The sequence below is a fragment of the Mesorhizobium sp. M1004 genome (assembly GCF_040318795.1).
GTDB lineage: Bacteria > Pseudomonadota > Alphaproteobacteria > Rhizobiales > Rhizobiaceae > Mesorhizobium.
The window spans coordinates 187,825-207,664 of the sequence record NZ_JAMYNB010000004.1 but is presented as its reverse complement, the minus strand read 5'-3'; the positions used below and the strand labels follow the sequence as shown (position 1 = coordinate 207,664).

Annotated in this window: 12 protein-coding genes and 1 pseudogene; 7 read left to right on the top strand and 6 right to left on the bottom strand. The window is 63.3% G+C overall.

From position 1 onward, the window contains the following. The first annotated feature begins 13 nt into the window (after nt 1-13). Together NKH54_RS10310 and NKH54_RS10305 are read left to right on the top strand one after the other, a co-directional pair. Entirely contained in the window at nt 14-1,009 is a 996-nt protein-coding gene (locus tag NKH54_RS10310; RefSeq protein ID WP_023668572.1) for an ABC transporter permease, read from the top strand. 46 nt (nt 1,010-1,055) lie between these two features. Continuing rightward, nucleotides 1,056-2,108 carry a substrate-binding domain-containing protein gene (locus NKH54_RS10305; RefSeq protein WP_023692173.1) on the top strand — a complete coding sequence of 351 codons (1,053 nt, stop codon included), beginning with the start codon at nt 1,056-1,058 and terminating at the stop codon, nt 2,106-2,108. A gap of 345 nt (nt 2,109-2,453) precedes the next feature. On the opposite strand, the gene NKH54_RS10300 is transcribed toward NKH54_RS10305, so the two are convergent. The 4 genes and pseudogenes from NKH54_RS10300 to NKH54_RS10285 all read right to left on the bottom strand — a co-directional run bounded on the left by NKH54_RS10300 (nt 2,454) and on the right by NKH54_RS10285 (nt 6,484). Next, nucleotides 2,454-2,714 carry a ribbon-helix-helix domain-containing protein gene (locus NKH54_RS10300; protein ID WP_023692171.1) on the bottom strand — a complete coding sequence of 87 codons (261 nt, stop codon included), beginning with the start codon at nt 2,712-2,714 and terminating at the stop codon, nt 2,454-2,456. 88 nt (nt 2,715-2,802) lie between these two features. Further along, nucleotides 2,803-3,149 (bottom strand): annotated as a pseudogene (locus NKH54_RS10295) (D-alanine--D-alanine ligase A); the annotation flags it as partial. A 214-nt stretch (nt 3,150-3,363) separates the two neighbouring features. Further along, on the bottom strand, nt 3,364-5,418 hold the full coding sequence (locus NKH54_RS10290; protein WP_353028144.1) for a bifunctional aldolase/short-chain dehydrogenase: 2,055 nt from the start codon (nt 5,416-5,418) through the stop codon (nt 3,364-3,366). 94 nt (nt 5,419-5,512) lie between these two features. Then, nucleotides 5,513-6,484: a sugar-binding transcriptional regulator gene (locus tag NKH54_RS10285; RefSeq protein ID WP_023696641.1), complete on the bottom strand. Its 972-nt coding sequence runs from the start codon at nt 6,482-6,484 to the stop codon at nt 5,513-5,515. A 190-nt stretch (nt 6,485-6,674) separates the two neighbouring features. Here NKH54_RS10285 and NKH54_RS10280 point away from each other — a divergent pair, with 190 nt between their 5' ends. From NKH54_RS10280 to NKH54_RS10260, 5 genes are all read left to right on the top strand, one after another. Further along, the gene (locus NKH54_RS10280) at nt 6,675-8,315 is read left to right on the top strand and encodes an acyl-CoA synthetase (protein ID WP_023684444.1); all 1,641 of its coding nucleotides are present in this window, start codon (nt 6,675-6,677) and stop codon (nt 8,313-8,315) included. A gap of 153 nt (nt 8,316-8,468) precedes the next feature. Next, nucleotides 8,469-9,074: a TetR/AcrR family transcriptional regulator gene (locus NKH54_RS10275; protein ID WP_023668564.1), complete on the top strand. Its 606-nt coding sequence runs from the start codon at nt 8,469-8,471 to the stop codon at nt 9,072-9,074. A 58-nt stretch (nt 9,075-9,132) separates the two neighbouring features. Then, nucleotides 9,133-10,272, top strand: coding sequence for an efflux RND transporter periplasmic adaptor subunit (locus NKH54_RS10270; RefSeq protein ID WP_023692166.1), 1,140 nt, complete (start codon nt 9,133-9,135; stop codon nt 10,270-10,272). A 247-nt stretch (nt 10,273-10,519) separates the two neighbouring features. After that, nucleotides 10,520-13,657 (top strand): efflux RND transporter permease subunit, encoded by a 3,138-nt coding sequence (locus NKH54_RS10265; protein WP_353028142.1) that lies wholly within the window; start codon nt 10,520-10,522, stop codon nt 13,655-13,657. Between the two features lie 275 nt (nt 13,658-13,932). Continuing rightward, on the top strand, nt 13,933-15,288 hold the full coding sequence (locus tag NKH54_RS10260) for an LLM class flavin-dependent oxidoreductase (RefSeq protein WP_352444462.1): 1,356 nt from the start codon (nt 13,933-13,935) through the stop codon (nt 15,286-15,288). A 61-nt stretch (nt 15,289-15,349) separates the two neighbouring features. Here the strand turns inward: NKH54_RS10260 and NKH54_RS10255 are convergent, their stop codons facing one another. Together NKH54_RS10255 and NKH54_RS10250 are read right to left on the bottom strand one after the other, a co-directional pair. After that, on the bottom strand, nt 15,350-17,059 hold the full coding sequence (locus tag NKH54_RS10255) for a trimethylamine N-oxide permease (protein WP_023834839.1): 1,710 nt from the start codon (nt 17,057-17,059) through the stop codon (nt 15,350-15,352). A 306-nt stretch (nt 17,060-17,365) separates the two neighbouring features. Beyond that, nucleotides 17,366-19,735 carry a trimethylamine N-oxide demethylase gene (locus NKH54_RS10250; RefSeq protein WP_353028141.1) on the bottom strand — a complete coding sequence of 790 codons (2,370 nt, stop codon included), beginning with the start codon at nt 19,733-19,735 and terminating at the stop codon, nt 17,366-17,368. Between the last annotated feature and the right edge of the window lie 105 nt (nt 19,736-19,840).

Genomic DNA, 19,840 nt, shown 5'->3' with positions numbered 1-19,840 from the left:
CGGCGGGCGCTGAATGACGCTGCGCGATTACGCTATCCGCTACGGGTTCATCGTGCTTCTGTTCGGGCTGATCGCGTATTTCGCCATCGCCGCCGACGGGTTCGTCTCGCCGCAAAGTGCCGTCTTCATTTTCCAGTCGGTCGCCATCACCGGCGTGCTGGCGCTGGGCGTCACCGCCACACTGGTTGTCGGCGGCTTCGATCTCTCGATCGGCTCGGTTGCCACATCGGCCATGATGGCGGCTGCCTATGTCATGGTGGTGCTGGAGCAGAACGTTGTCGTCGCTGTCCTCATCTGCCTGCTCATCGGCGCCCTTGTCGGCCTCATCAATGGCTGGCTGATCGTCTATATGCGCGTGCCCGATCTGCTGGCGACGCTCGGCATGATGTTCCTGCTCGTCGGCCTCCAGCGCATCCCGACTGAAGGACGCTCCATCGCCACCGGTATGACAATGCCGGACGGCTCGGTCGCCAACGGCAAATTCTCCGACGCCTTCCTGGCGCTCGGCCGCCACCGCTTCGACTTCTTCATCCCGAACCTCATTCCGGTCTCCGTGGTCGTGCTGATCGTGCTCGCCGTGCTGATCTGGTTCTTCCTCGAATACACACGCTTCGGCCGCATGATGTATGCGGTGGGCAGCAATGAACGGGCCGCCGAACTCGCCGGCGCGCCTGTCAAGGCATACAAAATCTGGGCCTACGTCATTTCAGGAGTTTTTGCCTCGATCGGCGGGATTTTGCTGGCCGCACGGCTTGGACGCGGTGACATCGCGTCGGGTAATAATCTGCTGCTCGATGCGGTTGCCGCGGCGCTGATCGGCTACGCGGTGCTCGGCGCCGCCAAGCCGAACGCCTTCGGCACCGCCATCGGCGCGCTGTTCGTCGGCATCCTGCTGCAAGGCCTGACGATGATGAACGCGCCTTACTACACGCAGGATTTCGTCAAGGGCGTGGTTCTCGTCGTCGCCCTTGTCTTTACCTTCGCCCTTTCCGGCCGGGGCAGGAGATAGAATGGCTGCCGGGACAGTTTTGGGTTCAACAAACGGAGGAAAGAACGTGAACATCACAAGACGACTTTTGGGGAAGGTCGCGCTCGGATTGGCCGGCGCAACAATGCTGATGCAGGTCCCGGCCTTTGCCGCCGACAAGCCGGCGCCGTTCGACAAGCCCGGCGTCAAGATCGCGCTGGTGCGCTATCTCTCGACCGGCGATTTCTTCCAGGCCTATCTCTCGGGCGTCGAGTCCCAGTCCAAGGCGCTCGGCATCGATCTGCGCGTGCTCGACAGCCGCCAGGACGCCGCCCTTCAATCCGACATGGTCGACCAGGCCATCGCACTCGGCGTGCAGGGCATCATCATCCAGCACGGGCTGACGGAATCGATGAAGGACGCCGCCCAGCGCGCGGTCGATGCCGGCATCAAGGTCGTCGCCTTCGACGTCAATGTCGAAAACCCCAAGATCCCGCAGATCGAACAGTCCGACAAGGACCTTGCGCGCCTGGCGCTCGAGCAGGCGGTCAAGGACAATGGCGAGAGCTGGAACGCCGGCTATGTCTATGTCGCTGGCATCGCGCCGCTCGACCGCCGCAACGAGACCTGGGTCGACGTGAAGAAGAAACATGCCGGCATCAAGGAAGTCGCGATGTTCGGCACGCTCGACAACCCGATCGCCAACTCGGTCGCCAACCAGGCGCGGTCGGTGCTGCAGGCGCATCCCGACATCAATGTGATGTTCGCGCCCTATGACGAGTTCGCCAAGGGTGTGAAGATCGCCGTCGACGAGGCGGGGCTGAACAAGAAGATCAAGATCTACTCCGCCGACATCTCTACCTCGGACATCGCGGCCATGCGCGAGACCGACAGCGCCTGGGCCGCCACCGCCGCCACCAACCCTGCCGTCGTCGGCCAGGTCTCGGTGCGCGCGCTGGCGCAGCTGCTCGCCGGTGAAGATCCCGGCCACAACGTCATCGTGCCGCCGACGCTGATCACCCAGAAGGACCTGATCGACAAGGACATCAAGAACATGGAGGACCTGTCGGCCAAGCTGCCGCAATTCGCCCATGCCGATGTCGCCATGCCGGCCTGGATGCCGAACCCGAACGCGAAGTAGGATCGGTCGTCTGATAGATGCGAAGGGCGGCATGGGCCGCTCTTTTCATATTGATCGTAAGCCTGCCGGCCTACAACCAATGGTCTGGATCGCGCATCCCGTGGACAATCGCCACAGACACCATCGGGCTGCGGCTCGTAGATGATGATATAACGGCCTTCGACGAGCACGCGGGCCGTTGCGCTTAACTCGGGCCGTGCGCTGCCCATCTTGGGGTGCTGCGCCGCCAGCTCCAGTCTTTCGAAAATGCGCATCAACAGTCAGTCTGCTGCCTTTTCATTGTCGGCGGCGATGGTGTGCCAGATGTCTCGCAAATCCTGCGAAGCGCGCGGTGTGAGCCTATAGCTAGCCACGGGCGCGGCGTTCTGCCTTCAGGCTGCCGATGAACTCGGTGGGGTCGACAGCCACTGGCTTGCCGCTGCCCATCCCGTCGGCATAGGCCCGCTTCAAGTGCTGGAGTTCGAGCGTGCGCAATTCCTCGCGCTGCTCCCATAAGCGCAGGGCGTCGCGGACAATCTCGCTGTTGGAAGCATAACCGCCACCTTCGATAGCGCTTTGCAGGCGAGCTATCTGCTGCGCGGTGAGGGATATGGTGAGGGTGCGCATAGGTTCGTTTTTCATACCCACATTATAATGCATCCAACAAGGTCTAACAATATCTGTTAGGAATCTGCCCCTGCATCATGACCGCCCGACTCGCACCAGCCACCGCGCCGTCCTCGCCATGCAGGCGTGCAGTACCGGAACACCATATTCGATGGCAGGCAGGTCGTGCGGCGCACCCTTGGCGGGGATCGCCAGCATCCGCCCATGCCCGCCCGGCGCCAGGCAAAGCTGCGTCCCATCAGACGGTGTCGCCAGCGCGCCGTCCTTGAAATTGCTCAGCAGCCATTGGCCTTCGCGGGTGACGAAGATGGGAACGGCGTCGTATTTCGCCGGGTCCAGCGCGGCTATGACATTGGTTGCCGAAAGCAGCGACACCTCATGCTCGGCGGAGCGCCCGCCGAACAGCAAGCCGACACGAAGTCTCTTCGCAGCCATCGACAACTCCACCAAGGATCAGGGTCGGAGCTCGCATGCGAAACACAAGGCGCGCCCTAAAGTGGTCGAGCAATAGGCCAAGGATTGGAGTGGATTTTGACCAGTTCGAGCAGTTTTTCAGCACGACCTGCAAAAGCAGTTCTCCGCCTGGAGTCCTTCAGGTGGGAGAGCGGTTCGTCGTTTTGGTGAACGATGAACCGCTCCAGGTCTATGTCTAGCGCAGCGCTGCGGCGATGTTGCCACCGTCGACCGTCGTCACATCGGCGGTGGTGCGTTCGGCCAATGCTTGGTGCAGGAAGGCCTGCGCCACGTCTTCTGCCGTCACCTCCTGTCCGAGCAGATTGCCCGACATGTATTCCTTCTCCGACACGCCGCGCGCGCCGGAACGGCTGGCGATCATGGCGTCGGTCAACAGGCCGGAGCGGATGCGGTCGGCGTTGACCGCATTGGAGCGGATGCCGTGCGCGCCGTAGTCGAGCGCATATTGCCGGGACAGGAATAGCGTCGCCGCCTTCGGCACACCATAGGCGCCGAATTTCGGACCCGGGTTGACCGCCTGCTTGGAGGTGTTGAACAACAACACACCGCCGGTGCCCTGTTCCAGCATGATGCGCACCGCGTTCTGCGCCGCCGACTGGTGGGCGAAGAAGTTGAGCTCGAAACTCTTGCGCAGCAGGGCATCGTCGAGCTCGCCGATGCGGCCTTCCCAGGCGGCACCGGCGTTGGAGACCAGAATGTCGACGCCGCCATAGACAGCGACAGCTTTGTCGAAGGCGGCGCGCAGCTCGGCCGGGTTGGTGATGTCGGCGCCGACGCCGATCGAATTGTTGCCGGCTGCCTTTGCCGCCTCGGCCGCCCTGGCCGCATCGAGATCGACGACGACGGCATGCGCGCCATTGGCGGCGAACAGTTTTGCCGTCGCAGCACCGATCGCGCCGGCGCCGCCAGTGATCAGCACCACCTGGCCGGTCAGCGGCTTCGGCTTGTTGGAGGCGAGCTTGGCCTGCTCAAGCGACCAGTACTCCAGCGGGAAGAGGTCGGCCTTCGATAGAGGATGGAAGCTGCCGACGGCCTCGGCGCCGCGCACCGCCTCGATCCACATCTCGCCGACATCAGATGCGATCTTCGCATCCTTCAGCGTGCGGCCATGGCCGAACATGCCGAGGCCCGGCACCAGCGTCAGCCGCGGCATCGGGTCGAGCATGGTGCGCTGGACGTCGTCCAGCGCATCGTTGGTTTCGAAATAGGCGCGATAGTCGTTGGCGAAGGCGTCGACATGGCTCTTGATGACGGCCTTGTAGTCGCCAATCTTGTCGGCGTCTGGCACCGGAACCGCCATCGGTCCGGTCTTGATGCGGATCGACAGGTCGGGCGTCGACACGCCGCGTCCGGCATAGTCTGCAATGCCGGCTGAGTTGATGAAATCGACGATGGCGTCCGAAGTGCGGAAATCGCTGATCATGCGGTCGAAGCGGCCTTCGCCACGCGCCACCGCCACCGCGCCACGCAGCATCGGCGCGATCGCTGCCGGCGTTGCGAGCTTGGCCGGCAGTGCGGCTTTCGCTGTCTTCGGCTTGCCGTTCTTCGCCACATAGTCTTCGGCCACGTTCACATAATGGATCATGCGGTCATAGGCCTGCTTCGCATCGTCGCCGAAGGTGAAGATGCCATGCTTGTCGAGGATCAGGCCTTCGACGCTGGGGTCGGCGTCGTAGACATCGGCGGCCACCTTGGCGAGGTCGAAGCCCGGCTTGATGTAGGGCACGTACCCCATCTTGTCGCCGAACACGGTCTTGATCAGCGGCTTGCTGTCCGCCTGGTCGACGATGGCGAGGATCGCGGTCGAATGCGTGTGGTCGACGAATTTATGCGGCAGGAAGGCGTGCAGCAGCGTCTCGACCGATGGATTGGGGGAGGCGGGGTCGATGAGGTTCGCCCGCTGCAGCGCCACCATGTCCTCGTCGGCGAGGCTGGCCAGCGCACGCGCCTTCAGCAGCGCGCCGAGCTTGACCGCCGGCAGGCCTTGCGGCTCGATCACGCCCATGTCCCAGCCGCTGCCCTTGACGCACAGCACGTCCCATTCGTCGCCGACGAGGTCTGTGGCCTTGGTCTTGCAGGAAGTGTTGCCGCCGCCATGCAGCACCAGCCGCGGCTCGCCGCCGAGCAGCCGGGTGGTGTAGACGCGCAACGCGAGGTCGCGGGCCACGCCCTTTTTCGCATAGTCGGCCACCAGTCTTTCCGCGTCGTCGTCATTCCAAAGGTTCTTCATGTCGCTATGTCCGCTTTGCTGTCTTTGATGTTGCTGTGAACAGGAGTACCGCGATGCCTTGATGACAATGCGCCGGCTGCTGGGATTTCGTTGGTCAGGAAGCCTTTTTTGCCCCCGCACTGGCTCCGGCATGGTCGAGCAGCCGCCGCGCCATGCTGGCGCCGACGACGAGATGCGTGCAGAGCCCGCCGGCGAGCGCGGCGAGCAGCGGTTCGAACTTGCTGTCTTCCTGCACCACCATCAGCCGCTTTTCGATCTGGCGCAGTGACGACAGCGAGGCCGAGATGACGCGGCGGTTGTAGCTGCAGTCGAGCGCCTTGCCGGCGGCATCGATGATCTGGCCGGCAACGACGCCGGCGGCGCCCGCTTCGCGCAACAGCCCCATCTCGCCGGGGCTGAGCGCGCCGCATTTGACGACATGGCTGTCGGCGTCGACGGTGCCGACCGAATAGAGCGCCAGATCGCAGTTGGCAATATCGGCCAGTTGTTCGCGGATCACCGGTTCGGCGCGCAGCCCATGCGCCAGCAATTCCGTTGTCAGCACCAGCGGCGCGTAGAAATTGAGGCCCTTGGCGTTGAGCCGCCGGGCGATCTCCATCGTGCACTGGTCGGGACGGTAGGAGTAGGGCGCGCCGAGATTGCCGCAGAGCTGCACAACGGTGACGTCCTGCAGGTCGGCATAGGACATGACGTCGGCGATGGTGTAGACGGTGCGGCCCCAGGCGACGCCGATCCGGTCGCCCTTCTTGACCAGTTCGAGAAAGACGCCCGCCGCCAGCACCGCAACGTCCGTCGAAGGGTCGACGACATAGGCATTCTCCGGCGCGATCCACACCGCATCAAGCTTGAGCGCGTCCTCGAGCTGGCGCGCAAGCACGTCGTCGGTGAACAGCTGCGTCGAGGTCGAGATGTTGACGATGCCGGTCTCGCGCGCCTTGCGCAAATACATGGCGACCGAGGCGCGGGAGATGTTAAGCTGGCTGGCGACCTGGTCCTGGCGCAGGCCATGGGCATAATAGAGCCATGCGGCCTTGTGGATAAGCTGTTCTGCCGGTCGGATCGCCATGCCGTCTCCTCGGCTGACATTATTCACGGCTCTCGACAAAAGTCAAACTGGCGTGGGTACACGATACCTCTTTGCCCATCGAATCTGGACGATCATTGCGCCAAATGTGCCCGGTCGGGAATCGCCGATGGTGACGTGGCGGGAAGCTGTGGTTAGAAGTTCTCAACAATGAAAATTCGGGGAGCACGGGATGGGCAGTCCCTACGAGCAGGATCTCGGCAAGAACGCCGCCAACCATCAGCCGCTGACGCCGCTCACCTATCTGGAGCGGGCGGCAAGCACCTATCCCGATCATGTCGCCATCATCCATGGCAGCCAGCGCATCACCTATCGCACCTTCTGGCAGCGCTCGCTGAAGCTCGCCTCGGCGCTGTCGAAGCGCGGCATCGGCAAGGGTGATACGGTGACCGTCATGCTGTCCAACACGCCCCCCATGCTGGAGGCGCATTTCGGCGTGCCGATGGCCAAAGCGGTGCTGCATTCGCTCAACACAAGGCTCGATGCCGCCGTCATCGCGTTCCAGCTCGACCATGCCGAGACCAAGGTGCTCATCGTCGACCGCGAATTCGCTGCTGTCGTCAAACAGGCACTGGCACTGGCCAAGGTGAAGCCGCTGGTCATCGACTATGACGATCCCGACTATGCCGCCGATGCACCCTATCCCAAGGGCGAGCGCATCGGCGCGATCGACTATGAGGCGTTCGTCGCCGGCGGTGACCAGGGCTACGCCTGGTCGATGCCCGACGACGAATGGGACGCCATCTCGCTCAACTACACCTCCGGCACGACAGGCAATCCGAAGGGCGTCGTCTACCACCATCGCGGCGCTGCCCTGATGGCTTACACCAACACCATCCATGCCGGCATGGCCAAGCACGCCGTCTATCTGTGGACGCTGCCGATGTTCCACTGCAATGGTTGGTGCTTCCCATGGACAATGGCCGTCCAGGCCGGCACCCATGTCTGCCTGCGCTGGGTGCGGCCGAAGCCGATCTACGATGCCATCGCCGACCACGGCGTCACACATCTTTGCGGTGCGCCGGTCGTCATGTCGGTGCTCATCAACGCCAGCGATGAGGACAAGCGCCACTTCCCGCAGACCGTTACCTTCAACACCGCTGCCGCGCCGCCGCCGGAAGCCGTGCTGTCAGGCATGGCCGATGCCGGCTTTGCGGTCACCCATCTCTACGGCCTGACCGAGACCTATGGCCCGGCGGTCGTCAACGAATGGCACACCGCCTGGGACGGTCTCGACAAGGGCGAACGCAGCGCCAGAAAGGCCAGGCAGGGCGTGCGCTATGCCGCACTCGAAGGCCTGACGGTGATGGACGCGGAGACGATGCAGAAGACGCCGGCCGACGGCGAGACCATCGGCGAGGTCATGTTCCGCGGCAACATCGTCATGAAGGGCTATCTGAAGAACAGGAAGGCGACCGACGAGGCTTTCGCCGGCGGCTGGTTCCACTCCGGCGACCTCGGCGTCATGCATCCCGACGGCTACATCCAGCTCAAGGACCGCTCCAAGGACATCATCATCTCCGGCGGCGAGAACATTTCATCGATCGAGGTCGAGGAAGCCCTCTACAAACACCCGTCCGTGGCGTCCTGCGGCGTCGTCGCCAAGGCAGACGACAAATGGGGCGAGGTGCCGGTCGCCTATGTCGAGCTGAAGCCCGGCAAGGTGGCAAGCGAGGCCGAGATCATCGAACACTGCCGCGCGCTGCTCGCCCGCTTCAAGGTGCCGAAGGCGGTGATTTTTGCCGAGATCCCGAAGACATCGACGGGGAAGATCCAGAAGTTTCAGCTGCGGGAAATGGCGAAGGGATCTTAGTTCCAGAGCGCAACGGCACGCGCAAGGTCGAGTTCGCGCACACCCTCTGTCACCAAATTATACGCGTACGTCGAATTCGCATTGACACTTCCCTCTTTTCGATTTACGACTGACGAAAGTTGAAATTCGTCACTCATAAATCGACAGAGAGCCATGTCCGAAGCCGCCAGCATAATGGCCGACTCCACCCGCCAGGAGAATGTCACCCGCATTCTCGACTGTGCCGAACGCCTGTTCCGGCACTATGGTTACGGCAAGACCAATGTCGCCGACATCGCCCGCGAACTCGGCATGTCGCCGGCCAATATCTACCGTTTCTTCGCCTCCAAGGTCGAAATCCACCAGGCCGTCTGCGGCCGCATGCTCCTCGCCAGCTACAACATGGCCTACGAGATTTCCCGGTTGCCGATCAGCGCCGAGGAGCGGCTGCGCCGCTACGTGCATGCGCAGTACAAGATGACGCTGGAAGTCATGCTCGACGACCAGAAGGTCCACGAAATGGTCATCGTCGCGCTCGAGCGCGACTGGGGCGTCATCGACAAGCATATCGACAGCATTCACGACCTGTTTGCCGAGGTCATCCGCGAGGGCATCGAGGCCGGCGAGTTTGCCGACCAGGATCCGGTCATCGCATCGCGCTGCTTCGGCGCCGCCACCGTCATTCTGTGCCACCCGCAAATGGTGGCGCAGTGCCTTGCCAAGACCAATCGGGCGATGCCCGACGATCTCATCGATTACGCGATCAAGGCTCTGAAGTAATAGCCGCCGCCCGCCGGGCGCCGGTGTCGACCGTTCATCTCCAGTCGGGAGTACGAAAGTGTCTTTGTCCAGTTCCATCATCCGCAAGCTGCCGGTCGCCGGCCTGATCGTCGCCACGCTCGGGCTCGCCGCCTGCAGCCAGGAGAAGACCGAGGTCCAGGACATCATCCGTCCGGTCAAGGTGGTCGAGATCGGCCAGGCCGAAAAGAGTCGCGAACTCACCTATTCCGGCTCGGTGCGAGCCCGTACCGAAATGAACCTCGGCTTTCGCATCTCGGGCAAGGTCACTGAGCGTCTGGTCGACATCGGCCAGCATGTGACGACAGGCGATGTGCTAGCCCGTATCGATCCCACGGACTATGAGTTGTCGGTCAAGAGCGCCAAGGCCAGCCTCGACGCCGCCGAGCGGCAGGTCGAGACGGTCGATCTGTCCCGCAAGCGCGCCGAACAGCTTTTTGCCAAGAACTTCACCTCCAAGTCGCAGCTCGAACAGGCGACGCTGAGCTACAACCAGGCGGTAGCGACGCGCGATGCCGCCCGCTCTACCCTTGCCCAGGCGCAGAACCAGGTCGTCTACACCGATCTCAAGGCGAGCGAGAACGGCATCGTCACGGCGGTCTCGGCCGATGTCGGCCAGGTGGTCGGCGCCGGAACGCCTGTGATGACCGTTGCCGTCGACGGCGAAAAGGAAGTGCTGATCGCGGTTCCCGAAATGGACATCGCCGCCTTCAAGCCGGGAAAGGACGTCAAGGCCAGCTTCTGGTCCGATGACGCGCTGGCGCTCTCCGGCAAAGTGCGTGAAGTCGCCGGCAGCGCCGACCAGCAGTCGCGCACCTTTGCCGTCCGCGTCTCGCTGCCCGACGACCCGCGCGTGCTGCTCGGCATGACCGCCAACATCGAGGCCTCGGTGGCCAAGAAGCAGGAGATGGTGTCGATCCCGCTCAGCGCGCTTGCGGAAAAGGATGGTCGCAAGATTGTCTGGACCGTCGACCGCGCCGGCGAGACGGTGCACGAGCGCCTGGTCAAGGTTGCGGAGTTCACCGCCGACGGCGTCAGCGTCGCCGACGGGCTCAAGCCGGGGGATGTCGTCGTTGCCGCCGGCACCCAGTTCATGACCGAGAATCTCAAGGTCAAGCTGACCGGCGATGCGGTCCAGGCCGCCTCTGCGGAAGGCGATGCCGCAAAGGCCCTGCGCTGACCGCAGGCATGAAGCCGGCTTGATCGTCGCTTCGGCGAAAGGGCTGGGCAAGCGAATTCAGGTTTCCGGGCGGCGAGCGCCCGATGGTCGAGACGCCAAGATCGAGTTCCCCCGCATCGATCCGCGCGTCCCACCGCGATGAGTGTCTCTCCGCTCGGAAAGCCTCGCCGCCCGGAAGCCAGCATCGGAATATCCTAGCTGCATGCAAAGCGTATGCGCGCACGATCAACGAATTGGACTGACGCCGATGACCGCCACCGACAGCACTGAAAAGCAGCCTTTCAATCTTTCGCGCTGGGCCATCGGCCATCCCTCGATCGCGCGCTTCCTGTTCGGTCTGATCATCATTGCCGGCGCGCTCGGCCTGATGCGCATGGGCCAGAAGGAAGACCCCGATTTCACCTTCCGCGTCATGGTCGTCCAGGCGATCTGGCCGGGCTCCTCGATCCAGGAGATGGAAGACCAGGTCGTCAACAAGATCGAGCGCAAGCTGCAAGAAACGCCGCACCTCGACTTCGTCCGTTCCTACACCCGCGCCGGCAGCGCCATCATCACCGTCCAGATCAAGGGCGACACCAATGCAGAGGAGGTGAAGGACGCCTTCTACCAGGTGCGCAAGAAGGTTGGCGACATCTCCGGCGACCTGCCGCAAGGCCTGCTCGGGCCCTATTTCAACGACGAGTTCGGCGACACCTTCATCACCCTGCACTCGATCGGCGGCGACGGCTACAGCTATCCGGAGCTGAAGAAATTCGCCACCCAGGCTCGCGACATGCTGCTGACGACGCCGGGCGTCGAGAAGGCCGTCATCATCGGCGACCAGCCGGAGAAGCTTTATATCGACGTCTCGTCCAAGGCCCTGGCCGAACGCGGCCTGACGCTGACCGACCTGCAGAACGCCATCAAGGGCCAGAACAATGTCGATCCGGCGGGCTCCGTCGACACCGGCCTGCGCTCGGTGCGCATCTCGGTCGAGGGCGATGTCACCAGGGCTGCCGACATCAGGGAATTGCGCCTGCGCGCCGGTGGTCAGGTGACACGTCTTGGCGACATCGCCACCGTGAGTTCCGGTCTCGAAGATCCCTATCAGCGCAAGTACCGCTTCAACGGCCACGAAAGCGTCCAGGTCGGCGTCGTCATGGCCAAGGGTTTTAACGTCAGGGACGTCGGCACGGATGTCGAGGCGACCTACAAGCGCTTTGAGGAAGCGCTGCCCTACGGCGTTGCGGTTGACCAGATCTCCAACCAGCCCGAGGTTGTCAAGGACGCCGTCAACGAGTTCATGGAGGCGCTCGGCGAGGCGCTGCTGATCGTGCTTGCTGTCTCGCTGCTGTCGATCGGCTGGCGTTCCGGCCTGGTCATCGCCATTGCCATTCCGCTGGTGCTGGCCGCCACCTTCGCCATCATGTACGAGCTCGGCATCGATCTGCAGCGCATTTCGCTCGGCGCCCTGATCATCGCGCTCGGGCTGTTGGTCGACGACGCCATGATCGTCGTCGAGATGATGGAGCGCAAGCTGGAAGAGGGGCTGGTCAAGATCGATGCGGCGAGCTTCGCCTATTCCTCGACCGCCTTCCCGATGCTGAGCGGCACGCTGATCACCATCGCCGGCTTCATCCCGGTCGGCTTCGCCGCCTCGACCGCAGGCGAATATGTGCGCACGCTGTTCTATGTCGTCGGCATCGCGCTCGTCGTGTCGTGGTTCGTCGCCGTCTATTTCACGCCGTGGCTGGGCTACATGATCCTCAAGCAGCGCAAGCATGCCGGCAACCATCATGACGCCTTCGACACCGGCTTCTACCGGCGGCTGCGCGCCACGGTCGGCTGGGCGGTGCGCCACCGCATCATCGTTCTGGTGATGACGCTGGTCACCTTCGCCACCAGCCTGTGGGCGTTCCAGTTCATCCCACAAAACTTCTTCCCGCAATCCTCGCGGCCGGAAATCCTCGTCGATCTCTGGTTGCCTGAGGGAACCTCGATCAAGGAAGTCGAGACGCAGGCCAAGGCGCTGGAAGCCCGGATGATGGACGACAAGGACAAGCGCTTCATCGCCACCTATATCGGCGAAGGCGCGCCGCGCTTCTTCCTGCCGCTCGACCAGCAATTGCGCAATCCGAACTATGCGCAGCTTCTGGTGATGGCCAATGACGAGCCGGCACGCGAGCGGCTGATCCTCAAGCTGCGCTCAATCCTGGCGCAGGATTTCCCCTCGATCCGTTCCAAGGTCGACCGTCTGTTCCTCGGCCCGCCGACCGGCTGGCCGGTGCAGATGCGCATCATGGGTCCGGACCGCCAGGAGGTGCGCCGCATCGCCGACCAGGTGAAGGCGAAATTCGCCGAAAATCCGCTGCTCGGCGCCGTCCATGACGACTGGCTGGAGCCGGTACCGGCGATGAAGCTGATCATCGACCAGGACCGCGCCCGTGCTCTTGGCGTCACCTCGCAACGCATCCGCCAGATGCTGCAGGCAGCGATGTCCGGCGCGCCGCTCGATGACTTCCGTGATGGCGAGGAGACGGTTTCCATCGTCGCCCGCGAACCGGACGCCAGCCGCAGCCTGCTGTCCTCGGTCGACTCGGTCTATATCCCGACCGATTTCGGCGGCTTCGTGCCGCTGTCGCAGGTGGCCAAGGTGGTGCCGGTGCTCGAGCAGGGCGTCGAATGGCGGCGCGACCGCCTGCCGACCATCTCGGTGCGCGCCACGCTGCCGGATGGTGTGCAGTCGAACGACGTCGTCACCAAGCTCTACAATGACATGCAGGGCATGCGCGCCGGCCTGGCGCCCGGCTACAAGATCGAGATCCAGGGCGGTGCGGAAGATTCCGCCGAAAGCCAGGCCTCGATTGCCGCCAAGGCGCCGATCATGCTGGCCGTCATCGTCGTGCTCCTGATGATCCAGCTGCAGCATTTCGGCAAGGCGATGCTCGTGCTGGCCACCGGTCCGCTCGGCATCATCGGTGCGGCGGCGGCTCTGTTGATCAGCGGCGCGCCGTTCGGCTTCGTCGCCATCCTCGGTGTCATCGCGCTGCTCGGAATCATCATGCGCAACTCGATCATCCTGGTCGACCAGATCGATCAGGACATCGCCAGGGGGATGGACCGATCGGAGGCCATCATCGGCTCGGCCGTGCGCCGTTTCCGGCCGATCGTGCTGACGGCGATGACGGCGGTGCTGGCGCTGATCCCGATCTCGCGTGCGGTGTTCTGGGGACCGCTCGCCTACGCCATGATGGGCGGCATCCTCGTCGCCACCGTACTCACCATCCTGGTGCTGCCGGCAGGCTACGCGCTGTTCTTCGGCCGCGAGCCGAAGAAAGGCAGGAAGCCGGCTGATGAGGCGGTGCAGGACAATGACAGGCCGCCACTCGCGCTGGCCGCCGAGTAGGCGCTGCCGGCGCACAGGATGCACCTTGGAAAAGGCTGGAACGCCGTACGCTTGACGTGCGGCGTTCTGGCTTTCTCCTTGCCGGTGGCACCGAGCACCCAGGCAAGTATCTCAACACCAGGCGGGTTCATCAAAATAGGTTGAACGGCCACCTGTATGAAAATGCTTCGCGGCGCCGGTTTTGCAAAACAGAATTCCTTTCCAGGACGGCAAAGCCGTCCGATCCTGCTTACATATCGGAGCGGCAACGCTCATTCGCATCAGGTGATCATCCCATGGCAGACAACAAGCAATTGCGGCTCGGCGCCTTCATGCGTCCGGTCAGTCTTCACACCGGGGCCTGGCGCTATCCCGGCTCATATCCCGATGCCAACTTCAACTTCGCCCATCTGAAGCGCTTCGCGCAGACGCTTGAGGCGGCGAAGTTCGACGCCTTCTTCATGGCCGACCATCTGGCCGTTCTCAACATGCCGATCGAGGCGCTACGGCGCAGCCACACGGTGACCTCGTTCGAGCCGTTCACGCTGCTGTCGGCGCTCGCCGCCGTCACTGATCATATCGGCCTTGTCGCCACCGCATCGACAACCTTCGACGCGCCCTATCACATTGCCCGCCGCTTCGCCTCGCTCGACCATATCAGCGGCGGCCGCGCCGGCTGGAACATCGTCACCACATCCAATCCCGACGCCGCGCTGAACTTCGGCCTCGACGAGCATGTCGAGCACGACGAGCGCTATCACAATGCGCGGGAATTCTACGATGTGGTGACCGGCCTCTGGGACAGCTTTGCCGACGACGCCTTCATCCGCGACCCCGAGAGCGGGCTCTATTTCGATCCCGCGAGGCTGCATGTGCTCGACCATAAGGGTGAGCATCTCTCGGTGCGCGGCCCGCTCAACATTGCGCGCCCCGTGCAGGGCTGGCCGGTCATCGTCCAGGCCGGCGCGTCTGAGGCCGGGCGGCAGCTGGCAGCCGAAACGGCGGAGGTGATCTTCGCCGCCCACTCCGATCTCGCAGCCGGACAGCGCTTCTTCGCCGATGTCAAAGGCAGGGCCGAGAAGCTTGGCCGTTCGCGCGACGACATCAAGATCCTGCCCGGCGCCTTCGTCATCGTCGGCGACAGTGTCGAGGAAGCACAGGCCAAACGCGCCAAGCTCGACAGCCTGGTCTATTACGAGAGCGGCATTGCCTCGCTATCGATCGCGCTGGGGCACGACGCATCCGGCTTTGATCCCGACGCGCCCTTGCCCGAAATCCCCGAAACCAATGCCTCGAAGAGCGGCCGCGAGCGCGTCATCGAGCTGGCGCGCCGGGAGAATTTGACCGTCCGCCAGTTGGCGCAGCGGCTCGGCGGCTATTCCGGCCTTGCTTTCGTCGGCACGCCGAAAACCATCGCCGATTCGATGGAGGAATGGCTGTTTGCCGAAGGGTCAGACGGCTTCAACGTCATGTTCCCCTATCTGCCAGCCGGGCTCGACGACTTCGCCGAGAAGGTGGTGCCCGAGCTGCAGCGGCGAAAGCTCTTCCGGCGCGAGTATGAGGGCACCACCTTGCGCGAGAATCTCGGCCTGAAGCGTCCGCCGAACCGGTTCTTCGAAGGCTCCGAAGCGGTCATCCGCAAGGCCGGCTGACGTCTGCCACAAAAAGAAACGGGCGCGCCGAAGCGCGCCCATTCTTTTCAAGCCATCACTTTCAGATGACGAAGTACCAGTTGGCGAGCAGCATCACCACCAGGCCGGCGACCAGCGTCAGGTAGGGCAGCATGCCTGCCTTTTTGACCGAGAGGTCTGCGCCCGCCATGCCGAGGTCGGCCAGCATGTGGTCGGGGAACTTGCCCTTGTCTTGGACGTAGTGCCGGTAGCAGAACACCGGGATGATCAAGGCGGCTGTGATCAGGCCGGCCCAGAGCGCCATCGGGTTCCACACCTTGGCGCCGGCGCCCATGAAGATGGCGTTTACATAGGCGAAGATGGCGCCGAGGCCGAGCAGCCAGCTCGGCGCCTTCCAAGGCCGGTTGATGTGGCCGTTGTCGATGCGGTGGATCCAGCCGGCATTGAGGTTGAGGAAGTTGAAGATGATGTAGCCGCAGTTCGACACGGCGAGGATGAAGAAGAAGCTCGTCGCGTCGGCCGAGGCGATGGCCAGCACGATCAGGTTGAAGACGAGATCGGTCCACATGGCGCGCGTCGGCGCGCCATGCTCGTTGACGTGGCTGAGATAGCGCGGCAGCCAGCCATCGACCGAGCCCTGGTAGAGCGTGCGCGACGAGCCGGCCATTGCCGTCATGATGCACAGCACCAGCGCCAGGATCATCAGCATCACCAAGAGGCTGTGGATCAATGCGCCACCCCCGACCATGCCGGCCAGTGCATCGGCAACACCGGAGCCGTCGACGATCGGCGTCGCCAGCATGCCGTTGAGGCCCAACACGCCCTGGAAGGTGAAGGGCACCAGGATGAACAGAAGCATGCAGAGCAGGCCGGAATAGAAGATCGCCTTGAACGTGTCGGTGCCGGGGTTCTTGAACTCCGATGTGTAGCAGACGGCGGTCTCGAAGCCATAGGTCGACCACGCCGCGATGAACATGCCGCCTAGAACCAGCGTCCAGCCGGCAATGTTCCACGAGCCGGGCTCCGGCGCGTAAGCCGCCGCCAGCGGCACCAGCGGCGAAAAGTTCGCCCAGTTGATCTGGCCGGTGACGATCGGCACGACACCGACGATCAGCATCGGGATGATGACCAGGAGGCCGATATACTTCTGCACATTGGCGGTGCCGAGAATGCCGCGATGCTGGATCGAGAAGATGATCAGCATCAGCACCGCGCCGATGAAGAAAGTGGCATTGAGGGTGAAGGAGACAGGACCTAGCGTGTGGCTGAACAGCGTCCAGTTGCGGATCGCCGGCGTGGCCGCCGCGGTCACCGCGGCGATGGCGTCGGCAGGCACCATTCCGGCATGCGCCGCGATATAGGCGACGACGTCCGGCGACGCCTCGGTGAACAGCGGCACCGGCGCCAGCGCGTTGAGAATATAGGCGGCGGCGATCGAGCAGCCCAGCGACAGCACCGGCGACCAGGCGAACCAGTTGCACCACACCGACAGCGGCGCGATGAACTTGGAATAACGCAGCCAGGCGGTGGCGCCGTAGATCGAGGCGCCGCCCGACTTGTTCGGGAACAGGCCGGCGATCTCGGCATAGGTGAAGGATTGCAGGAAGCCCATGATCATGGAAGCGATCCAGATCCCGAAGGCCAGCGTTCCCGTCGTTCCGGCAATGCCGCCGATCGAAAACAGGACAAGGGCAGGAACGCCGCTCGCCACCCAGAAGGCGCCGCGCCAGTCGATGTTGCGGAGCAGCTTGCCTTCAGCGGGCTGCTCCAGGGCAGTGGTAATCGTGCTCATCTGTCTGAATTCCCCATTTTGTGTTCCCGGCCGGTGATGCCTCGGCTTCGCGAAGCTTGTTCCCCGGTACATGACCGCACGACTCCAGTGTTTCCACTCAGTCGTATTTTTTTCTTAACAGTGAAGATTGATCCGGCGCGCTTTCACGTCAAGTGATTTGTGGCGCCGTGCACATCACGGTTGCGAAACGCTCGCTTTGTCCTTCTCCCCTTGTGGGGTGAGAAGCGGTCCGCGGTAGCGGACGGAAAGCCAATTGCTTTCGAGCTTCGAACGCCCTGAGCCTGCGAAGGGCCGGGGGTGCAACCCTCAGGATCGCGGCCTGGTCTTTTGCGGATCGTAGTGGGCGAAGGCCACGACGCGCGCCGGCAGCCGCTTGGCCTGCCCGTCGAGTTTGCCGATCTCGACCTCTGTGCCGGTGGCCGCATGGGTGACGTCAAGCCTCGCCAGAGCGATGTTCTTGTTCAGCACCGGCGAGCGCATGCCCGAGGTGACGACACCGATCTGGGCGCGGCCGATATGGACACAGTCGCCATGGCCGACCGCGACATTGCTGTCGATGTCGAGGCCGACGAGCTTGTGCTGCGGATGTTCCTTGCGCCTTATCAGCGCCTCGCGGCCTATGAAATCGTCGGTCTTGGTCTTCAACGGCACGGTGAAACCAATGCCCGCCTCGAACGGGTCGGTCTGGTCGGAGAATTCGTAACCGGCGAAGATCAGCCCGGCTTCGATGCGCACCATGTCGAGTGCCTGCAGGCCCATCGGCTTCAGCCCGTGCGGCTGGCCGGCCTCCCAGATGGCATCGAACACTTTTTCGGCGTCGCGTGGGTGGCACCAGATTTCGTAGCCGAGCTCGCCGGTATAACCGGTGCGCGACACCACGACCGGAATGCCATTGCCGCCGCCGATGCGCGCGACAGCGAAGCGGAACCATTCGAGTTCGTCGATCGACGGTTGCAGCGGCGAGGTCCAGACCACCTCTCGCAAAATGTCACGGCTCTTCGGCCCTTGGACAGCGACATTGTGCATCTGGTCGGTGGACGAGCGCACCAGCACGTTGAGGCCAAGCTTCTTTGCCGTCTCGCGCAGCCATTCGCCGGACAGGTCATCGCCGCCGACCCAGCGGAAATTGTCCTTGCCGAGCCGCAGCAGCGTGCCGTCGTCGATCATGCCGCCATGCTCGTAGCACATGGCGGAATAGACGACCTGGCCGACGCCGAGCTTCTTGACGTCGCGGGTCAGCGTGTATTGCAGCAGCGCTTCGGAATCGGGACCGGTGACCTCGAACTTGCGCAGCGGCGACAGGTCCATGATCACCGCGTCCTGCCGGCAGGCCCAGTACTCGGCGATCGGCCCCTCTTTGGCGAAAGAATTGGCCAGCCAATAACCCCGGTATTCCACGAAGTTGCGGGTGTGCTTGGCGAAGCTTGAATGGAAGGCGGTCTCGCGGGTCATTTTCGGTTCCGAATCGGGCGTCATGCGTCTGGCGATCGCTCGCGAGAATTTGTGTTGGCCGGAATAGGTTCGCACATGGATGTCGGTCGGGTTCCAGCCATTGGCCGGTGTCGTGTCGTCGGGACAGGCGGAGGAGACGCAGACAATGTCGGTGAGCGCCCTGAGCAGGACATAGTCGCCGGCGCGCGACCACGGCTCATCCGACACCATCACGCCATGGGCGTCGATCTCCGTGTTGAAGAAGAAGTTGATCGCCATCCAGCCGGCACGTGGGGTCACACCCTTGTCGGCCAGCTCGCGGTTGAAATTCTCCGAGCAGTTGGTGTGGCCGGGATAGCCGATGTCGTCGTAATATTTGGCCGCACACGCCAGCGCGAACGCGTCATGCCGGCCGCATGTGTCCTGGATAACCTCGACCAGGGGCTCCATGTCCTGGTCGTAATATTTCGAGTGAAGGCCGGGCATCGGGTAGCTCGACCCCATCAGCGTGCGCGTGGTCGTTACGTCGAGCGGATGGTCCAGCCCCTTGTCCAGCTTGCGCGCCGAGAAGCACTGGAAATCGGTGCACTGGCGGCCGTCGACATCGATGATCTGCAGGTAGTCGCCCGCCTTGACGAAATAGGATTCGGCTGTCGCCGAATGGACGCGCAGATCGAGCACCGGATCGGCAAGCGGATCGGCCAGCTGCGACTTTGTCTTCAGGCGCACGGTGGCGCGGCGCACCATGACGGTGAGCGGCGTTGCCGTATCATGGCTGTCGACGAGCATCGGCCCGCCGGGTGCGGCAATCAGCATCGCGCCGTCGCGCCTGACCGTGAATGCCTGCTCGGTGCCGGCAGGCGTTGCGCCGCCGAACACACGCACCGCCTTGGGCTCGTCGAGCTGCACCTGGCGGCGCTCAAGGCCACGACGGACGGAAGCCAGGCTGTCATCGCCCTCGGCCAGAAGCGCCTTGATCCCGGCGGCATTGCTGTTGGACTTTTCGCCGAGGATGGAAGGATCGGTGGCGCCGGTCCTGTCCCAGGCCAGCAACTCGCAAGCCTGCCCGCCCTCGACATTGCGCACGGTGAACGTATCGCCGGCCTCGACCTCGATCAGCACCGCGCCATTCCCCAGGATAGTATGGCGCTCCATGCCCGGCGGCAGCGCGATCTGGCCGGGCCTCAGGATGAGGCTCGGCCGCGGCGGCCCGGCTGTCACTGAAGGGTAGGGCGACTGGCTCATCTCAGCCTTGCGGTTACAGAAACAAGTTTGCCTGTGTGTAAAATTATTTTAGCAGCAAGAATAGCAGCGCGGTTGGGTTTGGCAAGGTGGAGGTGGCGTTCTCGA